Raw genomic sequence first — 12,146 nt, forward strand, 5'->3', positions numbered from 1 at the left:
GCTATCTTACATTACCAGATTTTAACAAAATAGGATGAAACCTACCTACATATCTTACTTGCTTCCCTCGATCGCCCGGTTTTCAATACGATCCACTTCTTCGTAACCACTCCGTAAGTCTTCCAGATAGCGGCTCAGTTCCTCGGTCTTGTAATACAGGGATCGTTCAGCACCGCTTTCGCCTGCTCCGGTGAGGCTGATAATCCTCCCAATATCAATCTGCATCTGCTTTAAATTATTCACAGAGGAGCGCAGTTTTAATTCTAAAAGGTCCCGCTGTTCACCTAAATCCTTAAAGGAAGCCTCCTGCTGTTCCAGTTCGCTCAGGGCTTTTTCATATTCCTTTCGCAGTTCCGGTTTGCTGTGCTCCTGTAATTTCTGTTCAAGCAATTCCTTGTCCCGCTGTAGGGCTGCCCGGGGAATGAGCTCGATAATCCGGTCGACCTCGGCAGTCCGGTCTGCAAGGAGCTGCACCTGTTCCACATAGGCATTGAGCACCGGAACCAGGTCGTCCTCTCCAGGGACAGCACTGTTGAGCTCCGGTTTTTGGGAACGATGCTGTCCCCCCTTCTGTTGAGTCCCAGTCTCGGGCTTTTGTATCATCTCCAGGATTGCATCCCTGACAGCCATAGCTTCGGCAACCAGGGGGGCGTAGGGCCCCACAACCGAAACATTTTCTTTCCCCTTTCTCCGGTTTCTAGCTCCGCCTTTCCGTAGACTATCCTGTAAATCCTGTTTCAGGACAGCAATTTCACCAGGTTTTTTCACTAGATTTCCCAGAAAACCCATTGTCATAAAGAAAATAGGAATGAGGCTCCAGAGGAAACCCCGGGATGTTATCAGGTTTATCATTAATAAAAAAAGACTTGTTGGGATAAGGCCTGTTCCGCTTTCCCACAGTTCATCCTTCTTTTTTTGCAGTTTTTTAAAGAGGTCAAGTTGTTCCTCATTTAAAGGCGGCAGTTTGCTCAGTTCCCGGTATTTATCCTTAGCCCGCAATCCCTTGGCAAAATGTTCAAGGAGTCCAATACCCCAGCCGCCAAAGGGAAACAGAGCCCAGGGGAATCCGGGACTCACCGTGGCATTCAGCACCATCAGAAAACCGTTTACCATCACAAAGGGAATCAGATGCCCAAAAAAACCTCCCGTAGCATGCCGGGCTTCCCGCTCTACCTTCTCAACATAGGTATCAAAGGATTCATAGATGTCAGATTGATGTACTGAATCCCGCCCTGGATCCTGTCCCTGACCAGATGCTTTGGCCTCTACAGACTCTTCAGACCATTCAGCACTACGGGGGTCCTTCCTGAGATGCTCACTTCGTATGCTCTTACTGTGGCTATAACTATGCATGCTTTGACCACGGCTATTATTCCGAGCCTCCCACCATTCTGCTCTATGCCGCCGTTCATGGGTCCGGTATTCTTCCCGGGCAATCTCCACCGCTTCTTTAAAGGCAGAACTCACCTCCCGGGCAACCTCCGACAGAGTAGTTCCCAATTCAGAGGGAACCCAGGAACTATCAGCAAAGAGAGGCTCGGACCGGGTGTCAGACCTAGCTTCAGACCTAGCGTCGGACCGAGCGTCTGACCGGGATTCCGGTCGGGCTTCCGGTTTTAAGATTCCCTTATCCAGCAGTTCCTGAATCACCTCTTCCGCAACAGGCATTTCCGCAGCAAAGCGCTTCCGCACTTCATCGGCGGTTAACCGCCTGCCTGCACTTTGAATTTCCTTGAGTATAGCCTTTTTCAAAACCTCAGATTCATTCAATACACCCTTTTCAACCTTATCAGGATTCAATACCGGCCGGGCATCCCGGTTCGGGTCGAATTCTACATTGGGAGTGACAATCTCATAGGCATGAATCTCTTTGGAAATATTTTTAAGGCTCACCTTTCCCAGTTTTTCAGCGGTAAAGTCAACCTTATTGAGTACCAGGTTATAAAGGTGCTGGGACATACAGATACAGCCCGGATGGGCGATAGACTGAAGCCGGGCTGCAATATTAATCCCTTCTCCCAGGGCATCATGCTCATAAAAATAGATGTCACCGATATGTAGCCCAATACGGACGAGCAGCGGCAGATCCTGGTTCACCTTGTTGTATTCATAGAGGTCATATTGCACCTTGAGGGCACAATTCAGGGCATCCACCGAGTTTTTAAAGTCTACCATGAAGGCATCACCGATAGTCTTAATCACCGTGCCCCGAAACTGGTGAACCGCCGCTTCAATTATTTCATTATGGCGGTTCAACAACTCCAGAGTACGCTTTTCATTCGTTTCCATCATCCTGGAAAAACCGGCAATATCGGTGTACATTATTGCCGCAAGGCGATACTCTTTCTCATCCATATTGATGAGCATACAAGGCCCTTTTCATTGGGTCAATAGAAGGATGTAATTCATGAAAAAGAGCAAGCAGACCCTATTCCGCTGTTCCGCCTGCGGCCATGAAGAACCCAAATGGCTCGGACGCTGTCCTGAATGCGGTGAATGGAATACTCTCATCGAGACAAGCACCAATAGCCACATCCAGGCCGGAACAAGCTCGCCAAACTTGAACCTTGCATCCATACCCCTTTCGGCGGTGGATCCCCAGGAAGGGAGCCGCATCTCCAGCGGCAACAGTGAACTGGACCGGGTTCTTGGCGGCGGCATGATGAAACGGTCTGCGATTCTCGTAGGTGGAGAGCCGGGTATCGGTAAGTCTACCCTGCTCCTTCAAACCGCAGCTTCAGCAGAAACGAAGGGACGGATTCTCTATATCTCAGGGGAAGAATCGGCAGGACAGATCCGGATGCGGGCTGACCGGCTCGGCATTGCCGGAGACCGGATTGAAATTTACTGTTCAGGCCTTCTCCAGGACATTGAACGTATCCTCGAAGCAGTAAAACCCATCATCGTCATAGTCGATTCGGTTCAAACCCTCTATTCCCCCGATTTAGGCATGGTACCGGGAACCGTTAACCAGATGAAATACTGTTCCTACGAGCTCATCCACTGGGTTAAAGAGCATGATGCGGTTCTTTTCCTTGTGGCCCATGTTACCAAGGACGGCCAAATTTCAGGCCCCAAAACTCTTGAACATATGGTTGATGCGGTCCTCTACTTTGAACAGAATGAAGGGGATACCCGCTTCTTGCGGTCCAGCAAAAACCGTTTTGGGTCGATTGATGAAATCGGCCTCTTTTCCATGCAGGAGCGGGGTCTTGTCCCGGTAGAAGACCCATCGAGCCTGTTTCTGGTCCGCCGGGAGGGTGAAATTCCTCCCGGAATCGCCACCGCGGCGGTAGTGGAAGGAAGCCGAACCCTCCTCGTCGAAATCCAGGCCCTGGTCATCCCTGCTAAGGGAGCCATGAGCCGGATCTTTTCAGACACCATCGACACAAGCCGCATATCCCGCATCGCAGCCACCCTGGAAAAGCATACCAAACTGAGGCTCTCTGATCATGACATGTATGTTAATGTGGCCGGCGGCATCCGGATTACCGAAGTGGGCCTGGACCTAGCCCTTGCGGGGGCGCTGCATTCAGCCAGGACCGGGCTCGCCCTCCCCCCAAGGACCTTTCTTGCAGGAGAACTCTCCCTGGCCGGCGAGGTACGTCCCATCCGCCGGCTTGCATCCCGGATAAAAGCCGGCCGAGCCCTGTCCTTTACCCGATTTATCGGGCCAGCCCAGGAGCAGCGCCCCCGCCTGGATGAACTGGGACCGGGTGACTCAGACATGTATATCAGGGTTGCAGATATAAAAGCCGCTATTCAGGAATTAATGCATTAACCCCTCTAAAACTTGGCAATTCAATATAAAAAGTATATAAATACGAGAAATTAGATTACCAGGAAGTGATCCATGGGCCTTACTTTACCGCACATTTAAAAAACTGCTTGACGGCGATACAAAGATAGGCTAGTGTTTTAAAAGTAAAAGGGAATCTTTTGAAAATAGTACGAATGTGCAGGTCCCTAACCGGACTGCGGGATTACAATAATGTTGTTCGCCAGTTTCGCCTACCCCTTCTGTCTTGCACTGTGCTGTTAATTCCCGTACAAACTTTTGTATCCTCGTCCCTTTCGTAGAGAGGGCTGGAGAGGTCCATGGTTTCATGGAACCGTATAACAGCGCACCCGGACGCATTTCCGGGAGAAGGAATTTTCTCGATGGCCAAGAAACTTTACGTCGGCAATCTCTCGTACAACACTTCCGAAGACAGCCTCCGCAATCTGTTCTCCAATTTTGGAAGCGTTGCCTCTGCCAAGATCATTTTTGATCGTGAGACAGGTAACTCCAAGGGCTTCGGCTTTGTCGAAATGAGCACAGACGAAGAAGCCAGTGCTGCAATTGCAGGAACCAACGGTCGTGAGTTCGAGGGGCGGCAGCTCCGCGTAAACGAAGCTATGGACAAACCCCGCCGCGAACGGGATAACGGTGGTTATAACCGCTGGTAATACAGTACCTATAAACCTGAAAAGGACCGTACCTTTGGACGGTCCTTTTTTATTTATGTCTTTTTTGCCAATACAAATTGTTCAGCTCCCACCAATGCTCTTCCGGTCGGGATTACCAGCTTTACTTGTGGGTAAAAAAAAGCCGGTCTCAAACCGGCTTGTCGGTGTCCTGCCCCGTTGCCTCCCCTATTATGGGAAGGATCTGGGATGGACGTCACGCATCTCAGCGTTACTTATTGTCGCAAGTACAGTATCTCAAGATACTTACACGGCACATCTCTAAATAAACTGTCTCTGCTCGACCGGAAGATACCTAAAAGCATCCCCCGGTCATTTCCTTTTGGGTGGAGTTTCCATACAGGGCCCTCCCAAAAACCAGTGGCGGACAAACCACGTATTTTATCTTCTGTTACTACCATCCGGCAGAACAGAACCCTCTAATGAGCTAGCAGGTTATTTTTGCCAGCTATATTAAATTTACTACCAATTTTATAAAATGCAAGTATTTTTTTAAATTTAATCAAGATAACCACGACTCACCAGTTCAGACATAAGCTGCGTCAATGTATCAATATGAACATCTTCAGCTACACTAGCGAGGGTTTCCCGTAACTCTTCATAATCTTCCCGTGCAAGATCCATAGTAGTTTCATCAAACTCATGGACTATAAAGGCAGCTAAAAAACCGAGTTTAAGGTAATCAGGTACCATCTGATGAGCATAGGTATCTTTCCAATATTTAAATAATTCCTCAGAGCCCTGGAGTCCCAGAACTGGAGTTACTAAACTAGAGAAGGATATAAATAAGCGGTCTGTTTCAAGTCCTTCTTCCAAAAGTTCATGATTCTGAAAACGCTTGTTCAACTCAGATAAAAAATGTTCAACTGGTCGCATTGCATTACTATACAACATATGGCAAAGTTTGCAAATGGATGTAAGTAGTTCTTGACTTTTACGTGATTGGGCTCTAAACTTATGACTATGAACCTCAAGAGTGTACTTAACCGTGACACCGTTCGTCTCCACCTTAAGGGGACTACGAAAGAAGAGATAATTAACGAACTGCTGGATGTTCTCGTTCAGAGCGGAAAGATTAAAGATAGAGAGGCCGCTTTGTCAGCTATTATGGATCGGGAACGAAAAATGTCTACCGGGATGAAACATGGCATAGCTATTCCTCACGGGAAATCACCCACAGTCCATGAGCTCGTTGCCTGTATTGGTATATCCGATACACCGGTCGATTTTGATTCCCTTGACCACGAACCCTGTCGTATTTTCATTATGACCCTTTCGCCCATTGATAAAACTGGTCCTCATCTGCAATTTCTGGCAGAGGTTAGCCTCTTGTTTAAGAGCTCAGAAAAACGAGCTGAAATTCTTGCTGCAAAAACACCCGAAGAGGTACTCAAGGTCCTTATCGAATAGTTTTTCACGGTCAACAAAGAGGACTTGGGGACCCAATAAAAAAGGCACCGTCTATTTTTCCACAGACGGTGCCTTTTTTATAGTAAATATGGATTGTCTACCGATTATTTTATTTGCTTTAATGCATCCTGGGCAAGGGTTTTTACATAGTTTGTCCAATCCTGATATTCAACTGCTTGAAGCGCTGGGCGAGCAACCGCTTTTCCCATAGAACCCAGGGCAGGAATAATAGCCCGTACCAGTTGTTCATCTTCCTGAGTAATATTATTGGCCTTACGTTTTGCATTGAGAGCTAAAAGGAAGTTGGAAAGCAACCGAGCTGCATCATCAGTACCCATTGCAGCAAGGGCTGCAATAGAACCTAGCTTTTCCTCTGTATCAATACCTTCTTTATAAGACCGCTCCAGCAAGGGCAGAACTATAGCATCAGTGATCTGATAACGGCGAAGCATATCAATAGATAGTTTTCGGATATTCCCTAGAATAACCCGCTGTTTGACATCCATGGTAGCAGACCTCCAACCCTCTGTGAGCGCCACAACAGCAACCCGTGCTTTGGCATTGCTGGCGGCCTTTGAAGCTTCCATACGCTGAAGGGCGAGCAATTTTAGATCATAGGTATAAGCGCTCGATTTAATTAACTCAGAAAGAGGATTTTCAGGATTTTCAAGAATATAAGGTAGGGATTGCTCGGCTTGTTCACGAATCCGTTTATTGTACCAGCCTGTAGCGGCAAAAAAGACCGGTAAATATCCCGAAGGTTGTTGATATTTTTCCAAAGCAAGGATTGCACCATAGGCTATTTTTTCACCTGCTTCAGGATCAGTTACGGGCTTTAAATTTAAACTATACAATAATTTTTCAATATGCTCTGCATAGTCAGGGTGTCGCAATTTTCCCATCGCAATAAGTGCATCAGCTTTTACTAAGGGATTGGCAAAATTCTCAACAACCCGCCAGAGATCAACTGCTGCAGCGGTATATTTAGAGCTGCCTAATAATTGGGCCAATAGCCTGGCACACTGGTCCGCCGCTTCCCGATCTGCAGTAGTTTTAAGAGATGGATATTCTTGTAACAATTGGGAAAGGGCCTGTGTATATAGCGGCCCAGCACCATCAATACCTTGATCTGAAAGGCTTTTTAGAATCGCTAAACGCTCCTGCATACTGGTAGCCTGTTCATACAAAAAGGTATATACATCTATGCTTTCAGTAGCGAATACGAAAACACCACATAAAGCAATCAATACAAGAGTAAGAAAACGTTTCATGTCCTTTATCAACTCCGTTATTCGGCTATTCTGGTTTCAGTTCGAATAGTATATTCATATACAACTGTTTGCTTAGACTTTCCCTGAAGGTCTTCCACAGTTTTTTTAACAAGTTCTTTATATGGTCCATACTCATAGCTTATACGCTGTAATACTTGTCCACCAACATTGGTTCGCTCTTCCTTAACCAAAACCCCCTTTTCCCAATAGGATAGCTCTTTCCGAAGTAATGTTCCAAGACCATTAAAATAACTTACTTGATACAAATGCCCCTCGCTGTCATATTCATAGCTACTGGATCCATTCTTTTTACCCGTTGTATCATAAAGTTCCGCACTCTGAACTTTACCATTTTTATAGATATACTTTGTCTCAGCGACCTTGGAATTGTTTGCATCCTTTACAATCCAAAGGATTTTATTATTTTGGGCGTCATAAACATATTCAAAAGCTGAAACCAGTTTACCATTGGCATCATAGATAACTTCGGAGCTTAATAAGCCCGCAGGAGTATACATATAGGATCGCCGAGAAACAACCTTATCTTCCCGGTCTTTAATTGTTTTACCTACAAGTAAGTTCTTTTCATACACAAATTCTGTTGTTTCAAGTACTGCTCCAGAGGCAGAATATCTCCTTTGATTTTGTATATACTTCCAAGTATTATCCCAGGTAGTGATGGTATATTCATCCACAGAACCATCAGAAAATTTCGTAATTGATTTAATTTCTTTAGGTACTTGAATTTCAACAGTTCTTAATTTGCCGGAGACATTAACCTGAGATTTTTCTTGAACAGACCCCTTATCATCTTTTTGTATAACTTGATTTGTGGTACATGATAGAAAAAGAACACAAACACATGCGAGAACAACCCTATATTTCATGGAATATACCTCCTAAAAAACAGATACAATATGATATATTATAAGGGCTTTTTCAAGCATTCAAAGTAGAGGTAATAGTAATGTTTATTAAAGACAACAGGTTTATTGATAACCAAGGGCGCACCCTTTGGCTTCGGGGTTGCAATGTCAGTGGTAGTTCCAAAGTCCCCCTTGTTCCCAGGGGAGAAACCTGGCGTAGGGATTCACTGCAAAAACCTGACACCGTTTCCTTTGTGGGGCGACCTTTTCATCTGGAGACCGCCGATGAACACCTGGACCGGCTTGCTTCCTGGGGTTTCAATCTTATCAGGCTTATAGTTACCTGGGAAGCAATAGAACATGCAGGACCAGGTATTTATGATGAAGAATATTTGGCATACCTTAGAAAAATTGTAAAAAAATGTGAAGAACGGGGAATCTGGGTCTACATGGATCCCCACCAGGATGTCTGGAGCCGCTGGACCGGAGGCGATGGAGCCCCTGCATGGACTCTGGAAAAGGTTGGAATTCGCCTTGATCGCATTGGACCAACCGGAGCGGCGCTTACCCACCAAGAACTCGGGGATCCGATTCCGAAAATGATGTGGCCTACAAACTATAACCGCTATGCTGCAGCTACCATGTTTACCCTCTTTTTTGCAGGAAATACCTATGCTCCAGCATGTACCATAGACGGTCAGAGTGCTCAGGACTGGCTTCAGGAGCGATATATAGCAGCTTTCAGACACTGTTACCGAAGGCTTAAGGATTGCAAAGCCATAATTGGCTGGGGAGCCATGAACGAACCCCATCAGGGTTTCATTGGCTATCAGGACCTTACAGGTCTGAAAAACAATTCCATCGCCCTTGGACCAATACCTTCTGCATTTCAGGCTATGGCTGCTGCTTCAGGGTATCCCATGAGAATACCGGTTTACAAAACAGGGATTTTCGGCACCCGTATAACAGGTTTCGAAACCATAAATAATAGCGGCACTTCGCTTTTTCAGGAAGGTTTTACCTGTCCATGGAAACTCGCAGGGGTATGGGGAGAAGATCAGGGAAAGCCCGTGCTGCTTAAAAAAGATTACTTCGCTACCTATCAGAAACGCCCCGTGTGCTTTACCGAAGATTTCTTAAAACCCTTTATTAAAAAATTCCGGGAGCGAATGAACGAAGTAAACGTAGGTAGCTTTGTTTTTATAGAAGGAATACCCAATGGTGCCCACCCAAGCTGGCAAAAGGAAGACGGCACCGGTGCTGTACACGCGTTTCACTGGTACGATGGGGCGACTCTCTTTTCTAAAACCTTTAACCCCCATTTATCTGTAAGAGCAGATAATCGAAAATTGGTATTTGGGAAAAAGGCTGTTCTCAAGAGTTTTATAGATCAGCTTGCAGATGATATTCAGTGGGCCAAGGAGCACATGAATAATGCCCCCTGTCTGCTTGGTGAATTTGGCTTACCCTTCGATTTATTCAATAAAAAAGCCTATAAAACAGGCAACTATCACCGTCATATTGAGGCCCTTGATATGTATTATAAAGCTATAGAGAGCCTCTTTTTACATGCTACGATCTGGAATTATACCCCTGATAACACCCATGCACGAGGAGACGGATGGAATGACGAGGACCTCTCAATTTTTAGCGAGGGAAGTCCCAGAGCAATGGAAGGCTGGCATCGACCGTTTCCAAGGGCAATAGCAGGAACACCAGAGTTCTTTTCATGGAATTACAGGCGTAAAGAAGTCCAATTCATCTACAGGACCAGCACAAACGCAGAAGGACCTACGGAAATATATCTTCATACATCCCATGTGGGACAAGCCCCGAAGATTGAGGTGGCAGCTTTTCCCACAGACAGGCAAGAACTAGAGGCTCAAACCACAACAGAGGCCACACAGTATGCCTGGGATCGGGATAATAGTATACTGTATGTGATTCATCCAGAAAGACCAAGCCGTATCCTGGTTCACATTCAGGGCTGACGGAAGGCATTAAGTAGGGGGAACCGGACCGCAGCAAGACGGGACGGCCCTGCTTTTTGTTCAGCTGGCTTTACCCCACCCTCTACTATCACCCAGCGACTGGCTAGTTCCTGCTGAAAAAGTTCTTCTATACCGTTGCGGAATGTTTGGATACGGGAAACATAATCCAACGTAGATTTTGGAGTGCTGTCAGAACGGACCCGATTCGTTCCAGCATTATACATTGCAAGCCCAGCAACTTCCGAACCGGCCAAATCCAAACACCACCGTAAATGGGCAATCCCATAGCGGGCATTGAGATCAGGATTATAAAAATCTTCGACTTTTAAGTTTGGGAAGGATTTTGAATTAAGCTGAAATAAGCCCCGATCCTCACTGACCTTATTTTTATTATATGCCCGAATGTTATACTGGCTCTCTTCCCAGGCGAGCGCAAAGGCCAGGCTGGGTTCAATCTCAAATTCATCGGCATATTTTAGAATTATCTCCGCAACCTGCCGGTTATGGGTAATCGCTTCAAAAAAAGCTATAACCGATTCCTTGGAGTTCGGATCTCGATAAAGGGTAAGAATAACATCAATTTTATTTTGATGTACCTTAAGAATAGCATCCCGATATTCTTTAGGATGCAATGCGACCCACTCTGTTTTATCTTCAATTGAACCGAACACGTCAACTTTAGATGTATTAAAACAGTACCACGAAACACCAACCCCAAGCCCTAAAACAACAATGAGAATGGAAATAAGATATACCTTGCTTCGAATCATTCCTACAGAAATTCTCCATTTGGGATACCTACGATATACAACCGTACGATATACTATCGTTTGATGTAAAAGCTTGAAGTAACTTGCATTTTATTGATATTTCATGGCCGTGACAAGGACCCTGCAAGGCAGACCCTGCAGGGTTTATCAGGCTACAGGGACCTCTAAAAATCTAACCGAATTTTTAGAGGTGACTTTTTTTACTTTTTGATAGCTCGAACTCGGATGATTCCGTCTACCTGAGCAATACGCTCCAGCACATCCTGAGCGATTTCCTGTTCCGTATCGATGATATTATAGGCATATTTATCTTTATGATGGTTGATAAGGTCAGTAATATTGATGTTAGCTCCTGCAAGAATACTGGTAATCTGACCTACCATATTGGGAACATTTCGGTTAGCCACAAGGAGCCTGAAAGGCGAACGCTGTTCAAGACGGCAATGGGGAAAATTGACCGAGTTCTTGATATTTCCCGATTCGAGATAGTCCATCAGCTGCTGTACCGCCATAATAGCACAATTATCTTCTGCCTCAGGGGTGGAAGCTCCCAGATGAGGAATACATATAACCCGTTCATTGGCTAATAATTCTGCATTCGGGAAATCGGTGACATAGCAAGAAAGCTTGCCATCCTTGAGAGCCACTGACACATCCGCCTCATTTACAAGTCCACCTCGAGCCAGATTGATGATCCGGGCGCCCTTTTTCATCATTTTAATCCGATCCGCATTAATGAGTCCCTTGGTATCCTCCGTCAACGGCACATGAATAGTGACATAGTCGGCCTGTCTCAAGAGACTTTCTAATGTATCAGCCTTTTGTACCGTCCGAGAAAGACTCCATGCTGCATCTACCGAAATAAAGGGATCATATCCGATGACATGCATTCCTAGAGCAGTGGCATCGTTGGCGACCATAACACCGATTGCTCCAAGACCAATAACACCGAGAGTTTTCCCCTTCAATTCAGGCCCTTCGAACTGTGCCTTTCCCTTTTCTACTAGCTCCGGGACTTCATCTTTTTTATCGATGAGGGTTTTCGCCCAGGCTATACCTTCAATAATTTTTCGTGATGAAAGGAGGAAGGCTGCAATAGCCAGTTCCTTTACCGCATTAGCATTCCCACCAGGGGTGTTAAATACCACAATTCCCCGCTCACTGCATAACTCTAGAGGAATGTTATTTACCCCCGCACCCGCCCGGGCAATAGCCTTTACTGTTTCTGGAATTTCCACCTGATGCAGGTCTGCACTGCGAACCAGGATTGCATCGGGGTTTGGCAGATCCGAGGCTACTTCGTAGCGGTCCCGAGGAAAAAGCTCAAGCCCCAGGGGAGAAATTTTATTGGCTGTACGAATTCTAAACATC

General features: G+C 45.9%; 10 protein-coding genes. 4 read left to right on the forward strand and 6 right to left on the reverse strand.

Annotation, left to right across the window (positions count from 1 at the left end; translation table 11 throughout):
- Positions 1 to 54: 54 nt before the first annotated feature.
- Positions 55 to 2,355, reverse strand: coding sequence for an adenylate/guanylate cyclase domain-containing protein (locus SPICA_RS13020; RefSeq protein ID WP_174265975.1), 2,301 nt, complete (start codon positions 2,353 to 2,355; stop codon positions 55 to 57).
- Between the two features lie 52 nt (positions 2,356 to 2,407).
- Between SPICA_RS13020 and radA the strand changes: the two genes are divergently transcribed.
- On the forward strand, positions 2,408 to 3,781 hold the full coding sequence (radA, locus tag SPICA_RS13025; RefSeq protein WP_013969945.1) for a DNA repair protein RadA: 1,374 nt from the start codon (positions 2,408 to 2,410) through the stop codon (positions 3,779 to 3,781).
- 380 nt (positions 3,782 to 4,161) lie between these two features.
- Positions 4,162 to 4,449, forward strand: coding sequence for an RNA recognition motif domain-containing protein (locus tag SPICA_RS13030; RefSeq protein ID WP_041396759.1), 288 nt, complete (start codon positions 4,162 to 4,164; stop codon positions 4,447 to 4,449).
- A 516-nt stretch (positions 4,450 to 4,965) separates the two neighbouring features.
- Here the strand turns inward: SPICA_RS13030 and SPICA_RS13035 are convergent.
- On the reverse strand, positions 4,966 to 5,343 hold the full coding sequence (locus SPICA_RS13035; RefSeq protein WP_041396263.1) for a hypothetical protein: 378 nt from the start codon (positions 5,341 to 5,343) through the stop codon (positions 4,966 to 4,968).
- A gap of 87 nt (positions 5,344 to 5,430) precedes the next feature.
- On the opposite strand from SPICA_RS13035, the gene SPICA_RS13040 reads away from it, so the two are divergent.
- Entirely contained in the window at positions 5,431 to 5,877 is a 447-nt protein-coding gene (locus SPICA_RS13040; protein ID WP_041396760.1) for a PTS sugar transporter subunit IIA, read from the forward strand.
- A gap of 104 nt (positions 5,878 to 5,981) precedes the next feature.
- Here SPICA_RS13040 and SPICA_RS13045 read toward each other — a convergent pair whose 3' ends face one another.
- Together SPICA_RS13045 and SPICA_RS13050 are read right to left on the reverse strand one after the other, a co-directional pair.
- A complete protein-coding gene (locus SPICA_RS13045) occupies positions 5,982 to 7,148 on the reverse strand; it encodes a hypothetical protein (protein ID WP_013969949.1) in 1,167 nt (388 codons plus the stop codon).
- A gap of 17 nt (positions 7,149 to 7,165) precedes the next feature.
- A complete protein-coding gene (locus SPICA_RS13050) occupies positions 7,166 to 8,035 on the reverse strand; it encodes a hypothetical protein (protein ID WP_013969950.1) in 870 nt (289 codons plus the stop codon).
- Positions 8,036 to 8,115: 80 nt separating this feature from the next.
- On the opposite strand from SPICA_RS13050, the gene SPICA_RS13055 reads away from it, so the two are divergent.
- Positions 8,116 to 10,005, forward strand: a complete 1,890-nt coding sequence (locus SPICA_RS13055) for a glycoside hydrolase family 5 protein (RefSeq protein WP_013969951.1) — start codon at positions 8,116 to 8,118, stop codon at positions 10,003 to 10,005.
- Here the strand turns inward: SPICA_RS13055 and SPICA_RS13060 are convergent.
- Together SPICA_RS13060 and SPICA_RS13065 are read right to left on the reverse strand one after the other, a co-directional pair.
- Positions 9,996 to 10,775 (reverse strand): transglycosylase SLT domain-containing protein, encoded by a 780-nt coding sequence (locus SPICA_RS13060; protein WP_013969952.1) that lies wholly within the window; start codon positions 10,773 to 10,775, stop codon positions 9,996 to 9,998. The two genes, SPICA_RS13055 and SPICA_RS13060, sit on opposite strands and share 10 nt — an antisense overlap.
- 200 nt (positions 10,776 to 10,975) lie before the next feature.
- Positions 10,976 to 12,145 (reverse strand): phosphoglycerate dehydrogenase, encoded by a 1,170-nt coding sequence (locus SPICA_RS13065; protein ID WP_013969953.1) that lies wholly within the window; start codon positions 12,143 to 12,145, stop codon positions 10,976 to 10,978.
- Between the last annotated feature and the right edge of the window lies 1 nt (position 12,146).

This window comes from Gracilinema caldarium DSM 7334, assembly GCF_000219725.1.
Classification (GTDB): domain Bacteria; phylum Spirochaetota; class Spirochaetia; order Treponematales; family Breznakiellaceae; genus Gracilinema; species Gracilinema caldarium.

Bases quoted from the DNA above. Each gene is read 5' to 3' on its own strand.
- SPICA_RS13020 (WP_174265975.1), bottom strand. From the start codon at position 2,355: ATGGATGAGAAAGAGTATCGCCTTGCGGCAATAATGTACACCGATATT.
- radA (WP_013969945.1), top strand. From the start codon at position 2,408: ATGAAAAAGAGCAAGCAGACCCTATTCCGCTGTTCCGCCTGCGGCCAT.
- SPICA_RS13030 (WP_041396759.1), top strand. From the start codon at position 4,162: ATGGCCAAGAAACTTTACGTCGGCAATCTCTCGTACAACACTTCCGAA.
- SPICA_RS13035 (WP_041396263.1), bottom strand. From the start codon at position 5,343: ATGCGACCAGTTGAACATTTTTTATCTGAGTTGAACAAGCGTTTTCAG.
- SPICA_RS13040 (WP_041396760.1), top strand. From the start codon at position 5,431: ATGAACCTCAAGAGTGTACTTAACCGTGACACCGTTCGTCTCCACCTT.
- SPICA_RS13045 (WP_013969949.1), bottom strand. From the start codon at position 7,148: ATGAAACGTTTTCTTACTCTTGTATTGATTGCTTTATGTGGTGTTTTC.
- SPICA_RS13050 (WP_013969950.1), bottom strand. From the start codon at position 8,035: ATGAAATATAGGGTTGTTCTCGCATGTGTTTGTGTTCTTTTTCTATCA.
- SPICA_RS13055 (WP_013969951.1), top strand. From the start codon at position 8,116: ATGTTTATTAAAGACAACAGGTTTATTGATAACCAAGGGCGCACCCTT.
- SPICA_RS13060 (WP_013969952.1), bottom strand. From the start codon at position 10,775: ATGATTCGAAGCAAGGTATATCTTATTTCCATTCTCATTGTTGTTTTA.
- SPICA_RS13065 (WP_013969953.1), bottom strand. From the start codon at position 12,145: ATGTTTAGAATTCGTACAGCCAATAAAATTTCTCCCCTGGGGCTTGAG.